An 18999-nucleotide genomic window follows, 5' to 3' on the forward strand; every position below is an offset into this window, starting at 1 on the left:
CGGGCACTGCGGCACCGCCTACTTCGGCAGCGCCTTCTCGAGCGGCTTGGCCTCGGTGAAGCCCTTCTGCTTCGTCCAGTCGATGACCGGCGTCTGCCAGGCCATGCCCGTCTCGGTCGGCTCGCCATCGAGCTTGTCGAACTCGAAGCCATCGCCGCCGAAGTACAGGTACTCCACGGTGGCCACGGTGTACTCGCGCTTGGGGTCCAGCGGCTTGCCCTTGCTGTCCTTGAACTTGTTCTTCCCGGCCGCCGTGAAGCCCGAGATGAGCGCCTCGGGGTTGGCGAGCTGCTTGGCCAGGTCCGCGCCCTTCACCTTGGCGATGACCAGCGAGTTCTCGAACGGCAGCACCGAGTAGATGGTGCCCAGGGTGATGGGCCCCGCGGGCAGGTCCTGGCGCAGGCCCTTCTTGTTGAGCACGGCCGCGTCGGTGCCGAGCACCTCGCGCATGGAGCCGGCAATCCAGCGCACCATCTCCTTGGAGTCCTGCTTCAGGCCCTTCTTGGAGAAGCCGATCTGCTCGCCCAGGCGCTGGTCCAGCTGCTCCTTGAAGCCGTTGATGATCTGCGCCGTCTGCGCGTCCGGCTCCGGGGCGCCCGCGCCCGCGGGCACCGCGATGAGCTTCGTGTCCAGCGCGGAGACCTTCTGCCCGGCGGGCTTCTTCGCATCAAAGGTGATGTGGGCGCGCAAGTACTTGTCGAGCCCGCGGCTGATGGAGACGATGGACGTGTCCCCCACCTTCGCCGTCTCGAACGGCTGGGCGCACCGGCCACCGCCCACCACGAGCGCCAGCTTCCAGTCCGCGTGCTTCTCCACGATGGGCTGCAGCTCCGAGGGGCACGCGTCGGCCACCACCACCAGCACGTCGGCGCCCGCCGCCTGGGCCTGGGGCACCACGGCCGTGAGCGCCTCCTCGTAGCCGATGAGCTCCAGGCCCTCGGCCCGGCCCGCCATCGCCGCGGACACCGTCTTGGTGGAGGCCAGGCCCACCACGCCCACCTTCAGGCCGCGCCGCTCGAACACCTGGAAGGCGGGGACCTTGAAGTCCTTGGCCAGCGCCTCGTCCTTCACGCGCAGGTTGGCCGCCAGGAACGGGAAGCCGCCGATGGTGGCGTTCTTGGTGAACTGCTCCCGTCCGAAGTCCAGCTCGTGGTTGCCCAGCGCGGAGGCCGCGTAGCCCAGCCGCCGCATGACCGCCGAGGTGGTCTCCCCCAGGAAGAAGGAGGAGATGGCCGGGCCGTTCCAGTTGTCGCCCGTGGAGAGCACCAGCGTGCCCGCGTCCTTACACTCGGGCTGGCCCTCGGCGAGCGGCGTGGGACAGTGCTTCTCCTCGGCCACCCAGCGGCCGAGAATTTCCGCCGCGCCGCCCTTGCGCTGCTCTCCCTCCCCCGTGGGCAGCAGCTGCCCACCCACACCGCCCGTCACCAGGAGCGTCACTTCCGGAGGCATCGCGGGCGCCGCGGCCCCCGCGTCCTGCGCCGCCGGGGCGGGCTTGGGCGCGGGCGGCTGGGGCTTGTCGCAGGCGGACAGCCCGCCGAGGAGCACGAGCGCCAGGGGCCCCGGGGTGAGGCGCCGCGAGAAGGAGAACGAGGAGGACGCTGGACGGAAGAAGGCTCGGAAAGAGATCGGGCTCACGAGCGCGCGTCTACCATAAATCAGGCCACCCGACAGGTTCCGAATGCACCCAGGGGCCTGTGCTACCGTGGGCGCGTGTCCCAGTGGAACGAGCAGGAGCCTGCGGCGCGGACGCCCTTCGCCGCGTGGGAAGATGTACGCAGCGGCGCGGCGCACTTCCAGCAGCGCCCCCTTCCGAGCCCCCAGCACCCCCTCCGCGCGTTCGTCCACGGCCTGTGCCTGCCCTACCACCTGCTCCGGGCGCTCTGGGCGGACGCGGCCGCCCGGCGGCGCTACCTGTGGGTGAGCATCCTCCAGGCCATCACCGTCCTCGTCCTGGGGGGACTCCTCATGGACGGGGGCACGAAGGCCGTGCACCGCTCCGCCTCGGACAAGCCCCCCGCCTCCGCACCGGAAGCCCCGGAAGAGGCCGAAGACAGCGAAGACGATGACATCCCGGGAAAGTCAGCCGCCACCCTGGAGAGCGAGGACCTGGCGGATGTCACCTCGCTGGAGTTCTGGGCCGCGCTGCTGGCGGCCCTGCATCTGGTCCAGTGGGGGGTCATCGCGCTGACCCGGGACTACCACGATGCCATCGCCCGGGAGGCCAGCCTGCTGACGGCGATCGAGCCGGAGGATGGGCCCCTCACCCCCCGCGTGCGCCTCAACGTCCGGTGGCTCCTCAAGGAGCTGCGCCACCGCTGGCGCTCGCTCGTGGTGTTCGTGCTGGGCACCGTCGTCCTCTCCTTCCTCACGCTGCCGCTGCCCGGCTCGAGGCTGCTGATGGGGGTGCTCGTGCCCCTGTGGAGCGCGTACTGGGTGGTGGTGTTCACCGCGAGCAAGAGCGCGCGGGCCTGGACGGACACCACCGCGGGCGCGCCCTGGTTCCTGCGCGGGTGGACCGTGCTCACCACGCAGGTGCCCGGCTTCCGCTGGAAGCTCTTGCAGGGCTACGGCCGGTTCTGGACGGAGCGCACCCGCTTCGCCTTCTCGCCCGCGGCCGAGGTGGAGCGCCAGCCGTGGGCCTTCGCCGGGCTGTCCGTGGTGCGCGCGCTGTCCATGCTGCCCGTGCTCAAGTGCTTCCTGCGCCCGCTCATCCCCGTGGCCTCCGCGCACCTGCTGGCCGCCCACCGGCACACGCTCGCCGCGCCCTCGCCCCACACGCCCGTCGCCGACCCGGACGCGCCCACCGCCCGGCCCGCCTGAGCCCTCGGGCTCAGGCCTTCTCGGTGGCGGCCGGCAGCAGCTTCGGCGGGTTGGGCAGGCTCCCCACCCCGGCCGCCTCCGCCTCGACGAACTGGCGCAGCTGCTGGCTCACCGCGCGGAAGAAGCCCGTGAGCAGCTCGGGGCGGTCGGCGAGCAGGTCGAGGAAGTCGCGCCGGTCGATGACGAGCACCCGGGTGTCCTGCAGGGCGACGACGTCGGTGGGGCGCGGGGCCCCATCCAGCAGGCTCACGTCCCCGAAGGTCTCCTTGGAGTGCTGCCGCAGCACGTGCTCGCCGTCGTGGAAGTGGTCCACCGCGCCCTCGACGATGACGTAGAGCGCGTCGCCCGGGTCGCCCTGGCTGAAGATGCGCTCGCCCGCGCGGAAGCGCACTTCGCGCGCCACGGCGGCCACCGCGGCGATGTCATCCACGTCGCTCTGGGAGAAGACGCTGACGCCTTCCAGGGCGAACATCTTCTGCACGGTCACTTCGCTCATGTCGGTCTCCTGCTCGGGCGGCACCACCAGCGAGCCCTGGCGCTGGGCCACGTAGCGCGCACAGGCGCGCAGCACGCTGTCCTCGCTCTGGATGAGCACCTCCAGGTGGGACTCCAGCCGCCCCGCGGCGCCCAGGGGCAGGTCCCGGTGGTGGGCCTCCACCTGCTCCAGCACCAGCTCGCGGTCCTCCTCCGCCACCACGTTGTCCAAGAGCTCCAGCGCGTAGGCGCGCCGGCGCGGATCCTTGCCCACCAGCAGCTGGTGCACGCGCCGCATCACCTGCGGCGGGTGGAACAGCCCCAGCAGGGAGAAGGACATCTCCAGGGCCTGGTCCAGCCGGTCCCCCACGGCCCGGGTGAGCAGCGAGCCATCGCCCAGCGCCGCGCGCAAGTCACGGAACGCCTCCACGTGCTCGCGGTACACGTCGCGCCGCCGGCCGAGCGCCTCGCGCACCCGCTCGACGTCCACGGGGAACTCCGGGTGCTCGTCGCGCAAGCGGGACATCGCCGAGCCGATGCGGAACTGCAGGAAGGCATCGTCGCGCACGTTGGAGAAGAGGAAGGCGTGCAGCGCATCCGAGGTGGCGATGCTGCGCATGACGCGCGTGAGCTGCAGGCGCATGGCCACGGGCGCCGCGCGGTTGTTGAGCGTCACCTCCAGGAGCGGCATCACCCGGTCCCCGAGCGCCGCCAGCGCCTCGCGCGCCTCCTTGCGCTCCTCGCGCCAGGTGAGGAACGTCAGCAGCCGGGGCGCCAGCTCCAGGTACTGCCCCACCCCCGCCGCGTCGATGGCCACCCGGCGCACCGAGGAGTCCGCGTCCGAGAGGTACTGCGCCAGGGGCGCCGCGAAGCGCGTGTCCCCCAGGCGGCCCAGCAGCCGCGCCACCTCGCGGCGCTCGGCCACCGGGGCCTGCATCCCCCGGGCGAGCAGCGCGCTGAGCGCGGCCAGGGCGGCGCTGTGGCCCTGCGAGTGAATCATCGCGCCGATGGCCGCGCAGCGCAGGCCAATGTCCGGGTGCTCCAGCAGCGACGGCAGCAGCCGCTCGGCCCGGCCCGGCGACAGGCGCGCCAGCGCCCACACGGCCTGGTCCCGGGGGCGCCGGGGGCCCTCCTCCACCAGCCGCTCCAGGGTGGGAGACGTCTCGTAGGCACCCAACTCCAGCGCCAGCTCCACGCCGCGCTCCACCACCCGCTCGTTCGAGTGGCCCAGGAGCGCGGGCAGGTGGGCCCGGAGCGGCACCTCGGCCTGGGCCAGCATGTCCACGGCGCGCAGGACGCGCTCCGGGGCGCTCGCCCCCAGCGCCTCCACCAGCAGCTTCTGCGTCTCCCCGCCCACCTCCACCTCGTCCTCGACGGAGGCGCCGACGCGCTCCTCCAGCGCCTCCACATAGGCGGGCTTGAGGCGCAGCAGGAGCACCACGAGCGCGATGCACAGCCCCACCACCGCCACCGCCATGGTGGCGCCCGTGGCGGTGCGGCCCGCGCCGATGAGCAGCAGGCCCGCCAGCACCACGCCCGCCTTGCGCAGCAGCCCATCCACCGCGCTGCGGACCGCCTCGCGCTGCTCGTCGGCCACCGCCGCGTAGAGCAGCTGGATGCCCACCGGGAGGATGGAGTAGTTCACCGCCGTCTCCACCAACCTCAGCAGGTGCACCGGCCACAAGAGGGGCGTGGCGAGCGTGGCGATGGCCAAGGGCGCGAGCACCAGGGGCACCAGCGCCAGGTAGCGCAAGAGCCCCAGCCGCCCCAGCAGCCGCTCGGCGAGCAGGAGCTGGAAGCCCACGCAGAACAGGCCAATCCACAGCTGCAGCGAGCCGAAGAGGGCCGCCAGGCTGTCCTCGCTCATGGTGCCCTCCACCCTCAGGCGGAACAGGTAGTCCACGAAGGAGGAGAGCACCGCGAAGGCGATGCCCAGCGCGCCCAGCACCTGGGCATAGGGGCTCTGGGCGAAGTAGAGCCAGGGCGCCGCGGTGGTGCTGGCATGCCGGGAGCGCGGCACGATGAGCACCGCGCGCATGTTGAAGTGAAAGACGATGCCGGCCGCGAGCAGCCCCAGCGCGCCGCTGGCCACCACCACCGAGGTGCCCAGCCGCACCGCCAGCGCCTGCACGAGCAGCCCGCCGATGATGCCGCCGCCCATGCCGAAGCCATTGAGGATGGTGAAGGCGCGGCGGGCCTCCCGCGCATCGAACGACGAGGCCATGCGGCCCCAGAAGCGCAGGGACACGAACGTGGTGAAGGTGTCCGCGAAGAGGTAGAGCGCGAGCGCGGGCAGCCGCTGGCCGGCCGACAACCCGGCCGCCAGCCCCAGGGCAATCACGCTGCCCATCACGGTGATGAGCCCCGGGGACTCCAGGCGGGAGTCCTGCCGCGCACGCGGCAGCACCGTCAGCACCGCGGTCATGAGCGCGCCCACCAGGTACAGGTAGGGCAGCGCGTGGGACTCGAAGCGCGACAGCACCAGGGCGTTCGCAGCCGTCTTGAGCTGCGTCACACCGGCGATGAGGGCGAACTGGAAGACCGCCGCGGGCCAAAGACGCTGGACCCAGGAGGTGGACGCGGTGTCTGACACGGGAGAATCCAGATTAACCGATCTGCGCGAGACTGCGGAATGACGCTCTCCTGTCCGCCCGGTCTCCTGGCTAGACTGGGCCGGTGACGTCCCCGCAAGCGACCCTGCTCGACGGCAGCCATAACGTTCTCACCCCTGAGTACGTGGAGTTCCGCTTCACGCTGGCGGGGCTCTGCTCGCGCTTTCTCGCTTGGCTGGTGGACACCCTCATCGTGGCCGTGGGCTGCTCGGCCATCTTGTTGGGGCTCAACCGGGCGTTGGCCTTCTTCCCAGGTTTCGCCAGCGCGCTGAGCATCGTCATCTACTTCCTGGTGGACTGGGGCTACGGCATCACCCTGGAGACGGTCTGGAGCGGCCAGACGGTGGGCAAGCGGCTGCTCTCCCTGCGCGTCATCCAGGAGAGCGGCGTGCGCATCGGCTTCTACCATGCGGCGCTGCGCAACCTGGCCCGGCCGGTGGACCGGCTGCCCTTCCTGTACCTCGTGGGGGGCGTCTCGGCCCTCCTGTCCGGCTCGCACCAGCGGCTGGGGGACATGCTGGCCGGCACCATCGTCGTCCGGGAGCGGCGCCTGAAGGTGCCCTCGGCGCTGGGCGTCCCCGCCGAGGAGGGGCTGCTGGCCGACAGCCTCTTCGTCTCCCGGGCGAAGAAGCTCTCCACGGAGGAGCGGGACGTCCTCTTCTCCGCGGCCCTGCGCCGGGACGAGCTGAGCCTGGAGGCCCGGCTGCGGCTCTTCGCCGCGCTGGGCGCGCGGCTTCAGGACGTGCTGGCCATGGAGAAGCCCGCCCACCTCTCCGACGAGAAGTGGTCGCTGCTGGTGGCCACCGCCCTGCTCCCCTCGCCTTCCGCCCGGGGCCGGGGGGCCAGTGCGCGGATGCGCCCGCCCACGGCCCGCTGAGCGGCGGCCCCCGTCAGTCGTGCTCCTCCAGCACGAGGCGGAAGGCGGCGGCCGGGGCTGGGCCAAAGCGGGCCCGCAGCTCCGGGTTGGCGGTGGAGCGGAAGGTGGCCATGTGCGTGAGCTCGTTGCAGGCGGGCGGCACGGGCTCCAGCGTCACCTCGAGCACCGCGCCGTTCGCCGCGTCCGTCACCTCCAGGGGCACCTCCCGGTTCAGGAAGGCGTGGTACAGCCGCTCGAAGCCCAGCCGCATCCGGGTGTAGCCCGTGAAGCTCCCGTTCCCGCCGGGAAGGGTCACGGTGTAGTGCCCGTGGAGCGCGTCCGTGCGCGGCGAGGCCCCCGAGAAGGTGGCGGTGGCCGTGACGGCCGTGGGGGCCACCGCGAGCGCGTGCGCGCACGCATGGTCGAGCCACGGCAGGTCCGCCAGCGTGAGGAAGCCAATCCGGCCATCCCCCCCGGGCCCCGGGAACGTCGTCTCCACGGTGTTGCCCGCGGCATCCTTCAGGCCGGTGAGGTCCATGTAATAGGCGCGCGTCTCGGCCACGGGGAGCTGCCCGGTGGCCACCGCGGTGACGGTGACGGTCAGCGTCCTCCGGTCGGTGGCCCAGGTGCCGTTGAAGCTGCGGAAGGTGCCCGGGGAGGCCGTCTCGTGCAGCGTGACGCGGCTCTCACGGGTGTCCATCGGCTCGCTGAACACGAAGGTGAAGCGCTTGCGCAGGCCCGTCGCGGGGGTGCCGCCGGTGAGGTACACCTCGGCCGGGTACACATCCTGGGCGTCATCCACGGGATTCGAGCTCTCCAGGTAGGGCCGCGTGGTGTCCAACACCGTCCGGAAGTCGAGCACCCCGTTGCCCAGGTAGGGCTTCGGGTCCAGCGCATTGCCCACCGCGTCCTGGAACCCGGTCAGGGCGATGCCCAGCGCCGCGTTGTGGCGCAGCAGGAACGTCACGTCATAGCTGACGCTGAAGCCATCCCCATTCCACTGGGGCGTGAGCACCGTGCGGGTGGAGCCGTCCACCAGCTCGGCCTTGCCCACGGTCTTCTTCATGGGCTCGCTGAAGGTGAGCACCACCCGGGTGGTGTACTCGGTCGCCACGTTGCTGGCGCCCTCGGCGGGGCTCGCGCTCACCACCGTGGGCGGGGTGAGGTCCGGGCCCGTGCCGAAGTCCAGCTTCCCATCGCCCAGGGTGGGCACCCCGCTGAACGCCTGGCCGTGGACGTTGCGGAACCCTTCGAGCCGCACGGCGTACTGCCCGTTGTTCACCAGGGTGCTGGTGATGGGCGCCGTGAGCACCCGGGCGTCCGCCCACGTGGCCGGGCCCAAGGTGAGCCCGCCCTGAGGCGCGAGCGAGCCCACGCGGGTATCCATGGGCTCATTGAAGGTGAAGGACACCTGCGCGGTGTTGAGGGGCACGCGGCTGGCGCCCTCGCCAGGGGAGGAGGCCGTCACCCGGGGGGGCTGGCCGTCGCTCACCGTGAAGCGGAAGGTGAAGGCCGCGGGCAGCGGGTTGCCGGCCACGTCCAGGAACTGCGAGGCGGTGACCGTGACTTCGGTCTCCAGCGGCAGCCCGCCCGGGAACGCGAAGGACACCTGGCGGCCCGAGGCATCCCAGTCCTGGGGACGGACCTTCACCCGGCCGTTGGCCGGAAAGGCCGCCTCCGGCAGGAGCTGCAGCAGGCCTTCCTGGGTCTGCATCGGCTCGCTGAAGACCAGTTCGAGCCGGCGATCCGGCGGTACGGCGACCGCGCCCGCGGCGGGCGCGTGCGACGTCACGATGGGGGGCACCCGGTCCAGGGGCCCCGCGTCGGGCGGGCCCGCATCCGGGGGCCCCGCGTCCGGCGGCGGAGGCCCTGCGTCCACCGCCGGAGACGTGTCCCCGCCCCCACACCCCACGAGGGGCCCCCAGAGCAAACCAACGGCGAGCAGCAAGGGACACGGCAGGCGGAGCATGCGGGCGAAACCTCGGAGATGGGGCGCTTAGAAGTAAGCGGCTGCTCCCGCGGAGAACGCCAGCGAATGCTGCGTCTCCTCGTTGAGCGCGATGTAGAAGATATACTGTCCGCGCACCCCGACGCTCACCGAGTCAGTGACGAACAGGTCCAGCCCCACGTTGGGCCCGATGCCCACGTACTGGCCGGTGGTCTCGGGCCGGAAGACGAACAGGTAGCTCAGGTCCGCCCCGGCGTAGGGCCGGATGGACTCCTCCAGGAAGAGGTAGCGAATACCGGCCGAGGGGGCGACGCCCACCACCCGCTTGTTGGAGATGGGGTCCTTGGGAAACGACAGCTTCGTGAGGGACACGAAGTCGAAGCCCCCCTCGATGTAGTAGCTGCCCTCGAGCCCCAGGAACACGCCGCCCTCCAGGCCGGCCGTCTTCTGGAAGTTCATGTAGCCCAGGGACACGCCGAGGCTGTGGTTGTCGAACTGGGCCTGGGCAGGAAGCGCGCCAAACAGGGCCGAAAGGAGGCCGAGGGTACAAAGGAGCGTACGCATGGTGCGCGGACTCTACAGGCGTAACCCTTGGAAAACAGCCTGGAATTCATGCCTCGGGGGCGTTGATCCCCTGGCGCCCGCTCCCCTACACTCGCCGCGCCATGCGTCTGAATCCCCTGCTCTGCGCACTGTCCCTGGTGGCCGCCACCGGCTGCATCTCCAAGCCCCCCATCCACGAGCGCGCCCTCTACAACAACGAGCTGTGCACCCAGCAGATCGCCGTCGGCGACCTCACGCGCGCCGAAGTCTACTGCGACCTGGGCCTGGAGTTCTCCCCCCACTACGCGGACCTGTGGGTGAACAAGGGGCTCATCAGCCTCCAGGCGGGCAAGAAGGAAGAGGCCAAGAAGCACTTCATCAAGGCCCTGCGCTTCAACCAGGAGCAGGCCCAGGCCTACCAGAACCTCGGCTTCATCTACCTGGAGGAGGGCGCGTACGGCAAAGCGCACGACAACTTCCAGCGCGCCCTGAAGGTCAACCCCGACTACCTCGAGGCCCGCTACAACCTGGGCCTGGCGCTGATGAAGATGGAGAAGGCGGAGGAGGCCAAGAAGGAGTTCCGCACCATCCTCGCGGTCAACCCCAACATCGCCAACGCCCACCACAACCTGGGCATCATCGCCTACAGCGAGGGCAAGTACGAGGAGGCCGTGGAGCACATCGGCCAGGCGGCGCAGCTCGCCCCGGACGTGCCCAACGTGTGGAACGACTACGGCGTGGCGCTCATGGAGCTCAGCCGCTTCGCCGAGGCCCGCGAGGCCTTCAGCACCTGCGTGCGCCTGGAGGCCAAGAACCCCCAGTGCCTCAACAACCTGACCATCGCCCAGCGCAAGGCGGCCCTCGTGGACTCGGCCGGCAAGGAGGAGCGCGAGACGCTGGCGGCGGAGAACACCGCCGAGGCGCTCTACACCATGGCGGTGCAGTACAGCGAGAAGGGGCTCGTCGCCGAGGAAGAGCGCACCTACAAGAAGTGCCTGCGGCTGGATGGCAAGTACGCCCGGTGCCACTACGGCCTGTTCCGGCTCTATTCGGAGGCCCAGAAGCGGGATGCCGCGGCCATTGCCTGCAAGAACTTCCTGAAGTACGGCGTGGCCGAGGAGTTCCCTTCCGAGACCGAGTCGTGCGAGAAGTTCCTGTCGAACGACAGCTATTGAGCCCTTTTCTCCTCTGACCCCATCTTTCTGGTGAAGTCCTCGCGATGAGCGTCCGGTTGACCGTCACGCAGCGCAGCGAGGCCGGCAGTGCCGCCAAGCCCACCGAGCTCGTCATCGACGAGGCGGTCATCACCCTGGGCCGCGACAAAGCCTGCCAGGTGGTGCTCGCGCAGCAAGCCGTCTCGCGCAACCATGCCCGTATCTCCCAGGAGGGCAACCTGCACTTCCTGGAGGATCTGGGCAGTGCCTACGGCACGCAGATCAATGGCAAACCCCTGCCCAAGGGCGAGAAGCACCGCCTGCGCAACGGGGACATCATCGGCATTGCCCAGTACGACGTGCGCTTCAGCCACGTGGCGGCCATGTCGCTCAACGTCGGCACGGACAAGACGTCCTTCGTGGCGCGCAGCCTGGTGAAGGACGTGATGCGCGGCCTCACCAGCGGCGAGGGGCCTTACTTCCGCATCATGAACGGCCCGCGCGAGGGCGAGCGCATCGAGCTCAACGACGCGCAGGAGATCATCATCGGCCGGGACGAGACGGCCGACGTCACCTTCGCCGAGGACCTGGTCTCCCGGCGCCACGCCAAGCTGCGCCGCGACTGGTCCGGCACGCACGTGGAGGACCTGGGCAGCCGCAACGGCATCAAGGTCAACAAGAAGAAGATCAACCGCAAGACGCTCAAGGACGGGGACGAGCTGGAGGTGGGCAACACCCGCCTCATCTACGTGGACCCCACGGACCTGCCCGAGCCCTCGGTGGTGATTCCCCACGAGCCCGTGGACGACGGGGGCGAGGAGGAGGAAGAGGAGCACACGCCCAACCAGCCCCTGCCGCGGGCCCCGCCGCCCAAGCGCCCGCCGAAGGCCGAGCCCCCGCCCGAGCCACCTCCACCCGAGCCGCCCCCGCCGGAGCCCGAGCCGGTCAAGGCCGAGGAACCCCCGCCCCCGCCGCCGGAGCCCCCGCGCCCCATCGTGAGGGAGCCGCCCCCGGAGCCCGTGGCCGCCGGAGGCTTCACGAAGCAGAAGCTGGTGCCGCTGGTGGTGATGGGCGTCTTCGCCCTGCTCGCCATTGGCCTCATCGTGGCGCTGATCGCCGGGGCGTGAGCTAAACTGGCGCGCCATGGAACTCACGCGCGCGCAAGAGATCTTCGACCAGCTCTACGGCAACCTCCCCGGCTACGAAATCGCCCGGTCGGAGAAGCAGCGGACGGGCCGGGGGGATGCCTCCACCACGTACGGGGAAGTCGTCCCGGCCCCGTTCCACGAGGTGGTGGCGGCCGTCTCCCCGCAGCCGGGCGAGCAGTTCATCGATCTCGGCTCGGGCACGGGCAAGGCGACGCTCCTGGCGGCCATGCTCTTTCCGTTCAGCCGCGTGGTGGGCGTGGAGCTGCTGCCCGGGCTGGGCGACGCGGCCCGGCAGGTGCTTCAGCGCTATGACGCGGAGGTGCGCCCGCAGCTGCCGCCCGAACAGCAGGCCCAGCGCATCGAGTTCATCGACGGGGACATGCTGGAGCTGGACTTCCGGGACTATGACGTCGTCTTCGCCCACGGCACCTGCTACGGCCCGCAGCTGATGCAGCAGCTCGCCGTGAAGCTGGAGGAGCTGAAGCCGGGGGCGCGGGCCGTCATTGCCGGGCAGACGATTCAGTCCCCGGCCTTCAGCGTGCTGGGCATGAAGGTGATGCGGGCCGACTGGGGCTCCAGCATCACCGCCCTGTACCAGCGGCGGTGAGCGAGCCCGGAGGGGGGCCCCGGAGGGCCCCCGGGGACTACCGGGTGGAGATGCGCGCCACGGGCTGGATGTTGAGGTCCGGCGCGAGCTCCTGGTAGCTGAGCACGGAGAACGGCGGGTTGAACTCGTACTCCAGCAGCTTGCGCACGTAGCGCCGGATGTCCATGGCCGTGAGGATGACGGGGCGCTGGGCGCTCGGAGGCAGGTGGCCGCACTCGGCCTTGACGGCCTGGACGATTTCCTGCGCCAGCTCCGGCTCCAGGGCCAGGTGCGTGCCCGCGGAGGTGCGCTTGATGGAGCCCCGGATGGCCTCCTCGATTTGCGGATCCAACAGGTAGACGACCAGGGTGCCGGTGCCGCGCGCGTACTTGTGGGAGATGTAGCGCCGCAGGGACGAGCGCACGTGCTCGGTGAGCATCACGTTGTCGGCTTCCACCTGGCCGTACTCGGACAGGGACTGGAGGACGCCGCGCAAGTCACGCACGGAGATCTCCTCCTCCACGAGCCGCTGGAGGATGTCCGTGAGCTTCAGCACGTTGACGACCTTGGGCACCACCTCCTTGATGATGGCGGGGAAGGCCTTCTCCAGCTGGTCCAGCATCGTCTGGGCTTCCTGCACGCCCACGAACTCGCGGGCATTGCGGCGCAGGACCGCGGCCAGGTGGAGAATCATGTACCCGGGCACATCCCAGGTGGTGAGCCCCGCGGCCTCGAGCGTCTCCCGGTACTGCTCGGGGACCCAGGCGGCGGGCTGGCGGGTGGCCGGGTTGATGGCCTCGAAGCCGGTGATGTTCATCAGCTTCAGCCGGTCCACGGTGTCGTTCACCAGCACGTGGCCGATGGTGGTCTGCCCGGTAACGACCGGCACCTCGTTGATCTGAATCTGGTAGGCGCCCTGGGGCAGGCTCGCGTTGCCGCGGGCGCGCACGCCGGGGAAGCGCACGCCCAGCTCCACGAAGAGGCCATCGCGCATGAACGGGATGAGCTCGAAGAGGAACCGGCCGTTGTCCTGCCGCGAGTCCACGAAGGACACCAGCGCGTCGGACACCTCCAGGACGATGGGGGTGACGACGGGGACGAACACCTCGGACTCGGGGTTGAGCTGCTCCTTGGGCGGCGGCTCGGTGGAGGCCGGCGTGCCGTTGGGAGACTCGGAGGGCACCAGACCGCCCGCCTCCTCCGCCACGGCGGCCGCCTCTTTCGTCCGGAGCATCTTCCAGGCGCCGAAGCCCGCGGCCCCGCCCAGGGCGAGGAAGGGCACGGTGGGAAGACCCGGGATGGCGGCCAGGACGCAGAGCATGCCGGCCGCGATGGCGATGGCCTTCGGGTAGGCGGTGAGCTGGATGCCCACGTCCTTGCCCAGGTGGTTGCCCTCCTCCTCGCCGCCCACGCGCGTCACGATGATACCGGCGCAGGTGGAGATGAGGATGGCGGGGATCATGCCCACCAGACCGTCACCGATGGTGAGCAGCGAGTACTTCTGGGCGGCGGCGCCCACCTCCATGCCCTTCTGCATCACGCCGATGATGAGGCCACCGACGATGTTGATGACGGTGATGATGATGGAGGCGATGGCGTCGCCCTTGACGAACTTCATGGCGCCGTCCATGGCGCCGAACAACTGGCTCTCGCGCTCCAGGTCGCGGCGCTTCTTCTTGCCCTGCTCCAGGTCGAGCGAGCCGGCGCGCAGGTCGGCGTCGATGGACATCTGCTTGCCGGGCATGGCGTCCAGGGTGAAGCGGGCGGCCACTTCGGCCACACGCTCGGAGCCCTTCGAAATCACGATGAAGTTCACCACCGTGAGGATGACGAAGATGATGGCACCGACGACGAAGTTGCCCTGGACCACGAACTTTCCGAACGCCACCACCACCTCGCCTGGGTCTCCGGTGAGCAGGATGAGCCGGGTGGTGGAGATGGTGAGCGACAGCCGGAACATGGTGGTGATGAGCAACAGCGTCGGGAACACCGACAGCTGGAGCGCTCCGGGCACGTAGAGCGAGATGAGCAGCAACACCACCGAGATGCTGATGTTCAGCGTCAGCAGCACGTCCAGCAGCAGGGTGGGCAGCGGGACGATCATCATCCCGACGATGGCGACCACCACCAGCGCGAGGACGATGTCGGAGTATTTGGAGAGAAAGCTGTTGGGATTGGATACCATCGGCGGGGGCCATCCTAGTCCGTGGGCGGTCTCGCGCCCAAGCCCCCTGGGCCCTGGGAGCCCCCCAGGCACGGTGGTAGGACACCCGAATGATGCTTGCCTCCCCTCCTTCCGGCGGTGCACACATCCAATATGACGGCTGGCGCATCGCGCTGTTGACCGTCTCGCCCCTGGTGGTGGCCTCCCTGAGCCAGCTGCTCCCGGCCCGGGGCCACACGCTGGCGGCGGTGATGACCACCGGCCCCGGAGGCCCCCGGCCCCGCACGGAGCTGGGCCGGTCGATGATGCACCAGGTGCTTCAGCAGATCCCCCCCAGCGCCGACATCCTCCTGCCCAGCCGGCGCGACCGGATCGCCCCCCTGCTGAAGGCCATCCAGCCAGACCTGATTCTGAGCTTCTTCTTCCCCTGGCGCATTCCACCGGAGGCCCTGGCGCTGCCGCCCCAAGGGGCCCTCAACGCCCACCCGGGCCGGCTGCCGCGCTACCGGGGCCCCAACCCGCTCGGCTGGACGCTGCTCAACGGCGAGCCGGAGCTGAGCCTGACGTTCCACCGGATGGACGCGCAGTTCGACACCGGGCCGCTGCTCGCTCACGGAAGCGCCCCCATCGAGGATGGGGACACGGCGGAGGCCCTGACGGACAAGATGATGAGCCTGGGCGAGCGGCTGCTGCCCGAGGTGTTCAGCCGCATCACCTGGGGAGACCGGGGCGAGCCCCAGACCGAGCAGGGCGCCGGGTACGCGGGCAACTTTGGCACCGCCGAGCGCGAGCTCGACTGGAGCCAGCCAGCCCTCGCCGTCCACCGGCGGGTGCGGGCGTGCCGGATGGCCTCATGGCAGGAGGGCCACCCGTACGCCGCGCTCGCGACCCTGGAGGGCCAGCGGCGGCAGGTACAGAGCACGCTCCTGACCCACGCCCCACAGGGTGTGCAGGCCGCGCCGGGCACCGTCCTGATGCGCGACGGCACGGCCCTGCTCATCCAGTGCGCGGACGCGCCCCTGTGGGTGGTGCAGAGCGAGCCCTGGCAGGGCTGAAGCGCGGGGGCGCTTACTTGCCCGACGCGGCCTTGTTCAGCTCGCTGAAGAGGCGCTCGGCCAGGAACTCCGAGCCATGCTGCGAGGCAAGCTCCTTGCCCCGGGCGCTCCACGCGGCCAGCTCATTCGCGGTGGGCTCACGCTTGCCGTTGAACTGCTGCTTGAAGGCGTCCTTCACCGCCGCTTCCAGGACGTGCTGGGCAGGGGTGGTTCGGCCAGGAACTCCGAGCCGTGCTTCGAGGCCAGCTCCTTGCCCCGCGCGCTCCAGTCGGCCAGCTCACCCGCGGTCGGCTCACGCTTGCCGTTGAACTGCTGCTTGAAGGCGTCCTTCACCGCTGCTTCCAGGATGTGCTGGGCAGGCGTGGTGGTGTTGACCGGGCCGCCGGTGGGGCGCGTGCCCTTGCCGTTGGACACCGAGTTATTCAGCTCGCTGAAAACGCGCTCGGCCAGGTACTCGGCACCGTGCTGCGAGGCCAGCTCCTTGGCCCGGGTGCTCCAGTCGGCCAGCTCGCCCGCGGTCGGCTCCCGCCGCCCGTTGAACTGCTGCTTGAAGGCATCCCGCACCGCCGCCTCGGCCTGCTGCTGGGTGACGGAATTTCCGGTGGCGGGCTTGCCTCCCGGCAGCACCTCGGCAGCGGCGGCCCGGAACTCGGGGTTCAACACTATGGGCCTTGCGGCGGCCGTCTGAAAACCATCCTTGGCCGCAGTTTGCCGTCCCGCAGTCCTCGTGGTCCCCTGCCCCTGAGGAGCGGTGGACGTCTTGACCGTTTGAGCAGGAGTGCTGCTGGACTTGATGACGGCAGGAGACGGCTGCTGGATACGGGTCACGGCGTTCCCCCAAGCAAAGACAAGGACACAGAAACCACGGCTTCAAAACATCGAAGGCTCGAGCGGGAGCACGTCCAGGTGCCCCCGCAGCGGGCCTGTCAGGCTCACCCGAAGCGATCGCTGGCGGCTTCCTTCATGTCGCTCATGATCTTGTCCTGCATCCGCTGGATGGACTTCTGCAGGTTGTTGTACGCCATGCCATCGCTCATGAGGGTCTTCTTGAGCTGATCCTTGAACGCCGCCGCATCCGCGCCGGGATGGGACTTGGCCCACTCCGCCATCTTCTTCTCGACGCCGCGGGTGAGGGACTGCTCGGCGGAGCCCAGGCCCTTCAGGAAGCCGCCCATGCCCGCCTCGTTCTTCAGCTCGTCGGTGAGCTTGAAGGAGCCGTCCGGCTGCAGCAGGTCCTTGGCGGTCTCCCGGGTGGAAGAGGCAGTGGTTGCCGCCGGGGTGGGAGCGGTTCTACCGACAGAGGAGGTCGTCATGGGCCAGAACTCCAAATAGGAAGTTTTCCCTATTGTCGCCGAAACGCGCTCCGAGTTGCGCTTCCCCTCCAAGCAGCGGAGCGTTCACCGCCCTCGCGCCCCCTATCCTTCTGAAATTATTGATTTTTTAGAAAAAGGGGCACTCGTCCTTCGACGGGTTCTGGGAGATTCAAGATTACCTTGAGCCCGTCCCATCAATGGCCGACGCTGGGATTTGGCATGACGGAATGCCTCCGGGAGTTCTTCCTCCGGCTCTCCCCTCTTACCCAACGAAGGTGCCCATGATGAGCATGCGTTCGACCCTCCTGTCCTCGTCCCTGGCGTGGGTGTGCTGCGCCGCGCTGCTGGCCACCGGCTGTGGCGATGACGAGCCCGAGACGCCCAGCAGCCCTCCGCCCAGCGAGCTCAAGGGCGACTGGAAGTACGGCACCGCCTCCTTCACCAACTTCTTCGGGGATCAGGGCGAGTACATCGGCAGCGGGGGCGGTACCGCCGTCTACTTCGACTTCAATGAGGACGGGACGTTCAAGCAGCAGGTCTACTTCAACATTCGCAATGGCTATTGCGTGACTCAGTCGTGGACCGAGATGACGGGCACCGCGACCTTCGATGCCACCACCTTCACGACCTACGTCACCAAGGGCCGGTATAAGGCGTCGGACACCTGCAACAGCTCGTTCAACTTCGACCGCTCCATGACCGAGCAGGAGCGGAAAACCAACAGCAGCGCCCACCTGTGGACGATCGGGAAGAATGAAATCAATCCCGACGACCCGAAGACCTATTTGAAGATCCGCAAGTCCCCCACCCAAAACTGGGACTACTTCCTGCGCCCCTGAGGGCCGCCCGGCGTCACCGCCGCTTGCGGTTGCGCAGCTCGCCGATGCGCTCCAGGAGCTGCCGGGCCTGCTCCACGAGCGGGCTGCCCGCCATGCCGGACTCCAGCACCGTCTGCAGATCCTCCTGAGCCCGGCGCAGCTCGCCCAGACTCAGGCGGACCTGCCCCCGGGACATCAGCGCGGCCAGATCCGAGGGGTCCCGCGCGAGCGCCTCCTCGAAGCACGCCAGCGCCCGGTCCATCGCCCCCTGGGCCAGGTAGATGCCGCCGAGCAGGGTCTGCACCGGTGCCCCCGCCACCCCCAGCGCCACGAGCCGCTCCAGGACACTGCGCGCCGCATCCAGCTTCCCCTCGGCGATGAGGCGGCGCGCGGAGGCCAGGCGCTCTGACACCCCAGAGGCCGAGGCCCCCTCCGCGGAGTCTTCCGCAGACTTCCCCTTCCGGGAACGGGTTTCAGAGGCCGCCGGGGCGCGCTTCCTGCGGGCCGGAGGGGCTTCCGGGGAAGGGCGCGGGGCCGGAGGCGGCGCGGCGGGGCTCTCGCCGGGCGGCTGCAGGGAGAACTCCGGCAGCGTGGGGGGCGCGTGCAGCGGAATCTCCGGCAGCGTGGGGCGCGTGTGCAGCGCCATCTCCGGCAGCGTGGGGTGCGCGTGCGAGGGCACCTCGGGCTCGCGCGGGGCGGAGGACGCACGCGGCGCGGAGCGCTTCTCGAAGTGGTGAATCTTCACGGGGCCAGGGGGTGATTTCCCTCGCCGCCCGGGCGAGCTGGTCATGGGCCTACGGGGAGAGAGCTACTTCCATTCGGCGTGGGCACTGCGCTGAGCGGCCTCGATGGTCTCCAGGGCCGCGGCCACCAGCAGGCGCGCACGCAAGGTGAGCGGATCCTTGTTCTCGGGATCCAAATCCACGGCCCGGGCAAAGTCCTGGGCCGCATCCACGATGTCTCCCAGCCGTAACCGCACCTCGCCACGGTTCACGAGCGCCGCGGCATCCTTGGCGTTGAGCGTCAGGGCCTGATTGAAGTTGTCCAGCGCCTGGTCGAGCTCATCCTCCGCGAGGCAGATGGCCCCCAGCGCCGTCCGGTAGTACGCCTCGCGAGGGTCCCTGGCGCAGAGTTCCTCGAAGATGGAGCGGGCGCTGGCGTAGTCCCCCTGCTCGTAGAACTCGAAGCCCTCCATGGCCCTCTCGAGCAATTCGGGCCCGGTGGTTCCATTGTCGGGGTTCGCCATCGATTGGAGGTCCTCAACTGGGGACTTAGCACCTACACCCATGTGGGCAAGCCGAGGTTAGCACGGCCCTCCGAAGACATGGAAGCAACCCAAACCCGGCAAGATCCGCACGAGGCCGGGAACCCCCAAAGCAGAACCGGCCTCGCGCCTGGCCACAGGGCCCACGCGAAGCCGGTCCAACTGCGACTTCAGGAGGGTGAATTACCCGCCGATGTTGCGGATGATGCTCATCGACATCTCGTGCATCGCCTTCATCATCTGC

At 69.7% G+C, this 18999-nt stretch carries 17 protein-coding genes; 7 read left to right on the top strand and 10 right to left on the bottom strand.

The genetic code is table 11. From position 1 onward, the window contains the following. Positions 1–18: 18 nt before the first annotated feature. Positions 19–1635, bottom strand: coding sequence for a bifunctional metallophosphatase/5'-nucleotidase (locus KY661_RS28850; protein ID WP_225413277.1), 1617 nt, complete (start codon positions 1633–1635; stop codon positions 19–21). A 75-nt stretch (positions 1636–1710) separates the two neighbouring features. On the opposite strand from KY661_RS28850, the gene KY661_RS28855 reads away from it, so the two are divergent. Further along, a complete protein-coding gene (locus tag KY661_RS28855; RefSeq protein WP_225413278.1) occupies positions 1711–2820 on the top strand; it encodes a hypothetical protein in 1110 nt (369 codons plus the stop codon). Between the two features lie 10 nt (positions 2821–2830). Here the strand turns inward: KY661_RS28855 and KY661_RS28860 are convergent, their stop codons facing one another. Continuing rightward, the gene (locus KY661_RS28860; RefSeq protein ID WP_225413279.1) at positions 2831–5887 is read right to left on the bottom strand and encodes a cyclic nucleotide-binding domain-containing protein; all 3057 of its coding nucleotides are present in this window, start codon (positions 5885–5887) and stop codon (positions 2831–2833) included. A gap of 83 nt (positions 5888–5970) precedes the next feature. Between KY661_RS28860 and KY661_RS28865 the strand changes: the two genes are divergently transcribed. Beyond that, positions 5971–6783 carry an RDD family protein gene (locus tag KY661_RS28865; RefSeq protein ID WP_225413280.1) on the top strand — a complete coding sequence of 271 codons (813 nt, stop codon included), beginning with the start codon at positions 5971–5973 and terminating at the stop codon, positions 6781–6783. Positions 6784–6796: 13 nt separating this feature from the next. On the opposite strand, the gene KY661_RS28870 is transcribed toward KY661_RS28865, so the two are convergent. Continuing rightward, a complete protein-coding gene (locus KY661_RS28870) occupies positions 6797–8731 on the bottom strand; it encodes an Ig-like domain-containing protein (RefSeq protein WP_225413281.1) in 1935 nt (644 codons plus the stop codon). A 27-nt stretch (positions 8732–8758) separates the two neighbouring features. Continuing rightward, positions 8759–9274, bottom strand: a complete 516-nt coding sequence (locus KY661_RS28875) for a hypothetical protein (RefSeq protein ID WP_225413282.1) — start codon at positions 9272–9274, stop codon at positions 8759–8761. Positions 9275–9375: 101 nt separating this feature from the next. On the opposite strand from KY661_RS28875, the gene KY661_RS28880 reads away from it, so the two are divergent. From KY661_RS28880 to KY661_RS28890, 3 genes are read left to right on the top strand one after another with little or no spacing between them, the layout of a single operon-like run. Continuing rightward, positions 9376–10428: a tetratricopeptide repeat protein gene (locus KY661_RS28880; RefSeq protein ID WP_225413283.1), complete on the top strand. Its 1053-nt coding sequence runs from the start codon at positions 9376–9378 to the stop codon at positions 10426–10428. Between the two features lie 44 nt (positions 10429–10472). After that, positions 10473–11534: an FHA domain-containing protein gene (locus tag KY661_RS28885; protein WP_225413284.1), complete on the top strand. Its 1062-nt coding sequence runs from the start codon at positions 10473–10475 to the stop codon at positions 11532–11534. Between the two features lie 16 nt (positions 11535–11550). Then, positions 11551–12162: a methyltransferase domain-containing protein gene (locus tag KY661_RS28890; protein WP_225413285.1), complete on the top strand. Its 612-nt coding sequence runs from the start codon at positions 11551–11553 to the stop codon at positions 12160–12162. Positions 12163–12199: 37 nt separating this feature from the next. Here the strand turns inward: KY661_RS28890 and sctV are convergent, their stop codons facing one another. Then, positions 12200–14326, bottom strand: coding sequence for a type III secretion system export apparatus subunit SctV (gene sctV / locus KY661_RS28895; RefSeq protein ID WP_225413286.1), 2127 nt, complete (start codon positions 14324–14326; stop codon positions 12200–12202). 89 nt (positions 14327–14415) lie between these two features. Here sctV and KY661_RS28900 point away from each other — a divergent pair, with 89 nt between their 5' ends. Beyond that, a complete protein-coding gene (locus KY661_RS28900) occupies positions 14416–15360 on the top strand; it encodes a methionyl-tRNA formyltransferase (protein WP_225413287.1) in 945 nt (314 codons plus the stop codon). Between the two features lie 13 nt (positions 15361–15373). Here the strand turns inward: KY661_RS28900 and KY661_RS28905 are convergent, their stop codons facing one another. The 3 genes from KY661_RS28905 to KY661_RS28915 form a co-directional block, all read right to left on the bottom strand. Then, positions 15374–15538 carry a hypothetical protein gene (locus tag KY661_RS28905; RefSeq protein WP_225413288.1) on the bottom strand — a complete coding sequence of 55 codons (165 nt, stop codon included), beginning with the start codon at positions 15536–15538 and terminating at the stop codon, positions 15374–15376. Next, a complete protein-coding gene (locus KY661_RS28910) occupies positions 15535–16020 on the bottom strand; it encodes a hypothetical protein (protein WP_225413289.1) in 486 nt (161 codons plus the stop codon). The genes KY661_RS28905 and KY661_RS28910 overlap by 4 nt, the downstream gene beginning before the upstream one ends. A 272-nt stretch (positions 16021–16292) precedes the next feature. Then, complete coding sequence (locus tag KY661_RS28915) at positions 16293–16673, bottom strand: hypothetical protein (RefSeq protein WP_075004975.1); 381 nt, start codon at positions 16671–16673, stop codon at positions 16293–16295. A 290-nt stretch (positions 16674–16963) separates the two neighbouring features. On the opposite strand from KY661_RS28915, the gene KY661_RS28920 reads away from it, so the two are divergent. Next, complete coding sequence (locus KY661_RS28920; RefSeq protein WP_225413290.1) at positions 16964–17512, top strand: hypothetical protein; 549 nt, start codon at positions 16964–16966, stop codon at positions 17510–17512. 13 nt (positions 17513–17525) lie between these two features. Here the strand turns inward: KY661_RS28920 and KY661_RS28925 are convergent, their stop codons facing one another. Beyond that, positions 17526–18236: a tetratricopeptide repeat protein gene (locus tag KY661_RS28925; RefSeq protein ID WP_225413291.1), complete on the bottom strand. Its 711-nt coding sequence runs from the start codon at positions 18234–18236 to the stop codon at positions 17526–17528. A gap of 63 nt (positions 18237–18299) precedes the next feature. Next, the gene (locus KY661_RS28930; RefSeq protein ID WP_075004973.1) at positions 18300–18737 is read right to left on the bottom strand and encodes a tetratricopeptide repeat protein; all 438 of its coding nucleotides are present in this window, start codon (positions 18735–18737) and stop codon (positions 18300–18302) included. Positions 18738–18999: the final 262 nt, after the last annotated feature.

Origin of the sequence: Allostigmatella hybrida (assembly GCF_020103775.1) — a bacterium.
Taxonomy (GTDB): domain Bacteria; phylum Myxococcota; class Myxococcia; order Myxococcales; family Myxococcaceae; genus Hyalangium; species Hyalangium aurantiaca.

Excerpts from the sequence above, each read along its gene's own strand:
- KY661_RS28870 (WP_225413281.1), bottom strand. The coding sequence starts at position 8,731 with ATGCTCCGCCTGCCGTGTCCCTTGCTGCTCGCCGTTGGTTTGCTCTGG.
- KY661_RS28875 (WP_225413282.1), bottom strand. The coding sequence starts at position 9,274 with ATGCGTACGCTCCTTTGTACCCTCGGCCTCCTTTCGGCCCTGTTTGGC.
- KY661_RS28880 (WP_225413283.1), top strand. The coding sequence starts at position 9,376 with ATGCGTCTGAATCCCCTGCTCTGCGCACTGTCCCTGGTGGCCGCCACC.
- KY661_RS28885 (WP_225413284.1), top strand. The coding sequence starts at position 10,473 with ATGAGCGTCCGGTTGACCGTCACGCAGCGCAGCGAGGCCGGCAGTGCC.
- KY661_RS28890 (WP_225413285.1), top strand. The coding sequence starts at position 11,551 with ATGGAACTCACGCGCGCGCAAGAGATCTTCGACCAGCTCTACGGCAAC.
- sctV (WP_225413286.1), bottom strand. The coding sequence starts at position 14,326 with ATGGTATCCAATCCCAACAGCTTTCTCTCCAAATACTCCGACATCGTC.
- KY661_RS28900 (WP_225413287.1), top strand. The coding sequence starts at position 14,416 with ATGATGCTTGCCTCCCCTCCTTCCGGCGGTGCACACATCCAATATGAC.
- KY661_RS28915 (WP_075004975.1), bottom strand. The coding sequence starts at position 16,673 with ATGACGACCTCCTCTGTCGGTAGAACCGCTCCCACCCCGGCGGCAACC.
- KY661_RS28920 (WP_225413290.1), top strand. The coding sequence starts at position 16,964 with ATGCGTTCGACCCTCCTGTCCTCGTCCCTGGCGTGGGTGTGCTGCGCC.
- KY661_RS28930 (WP_075004973.1), bottom strand. The coding sequence starts at position 18,737 with ATGGCGAACCCCGACAATGGAACCACCGGGCCCGAATTGCTCGAGAGG.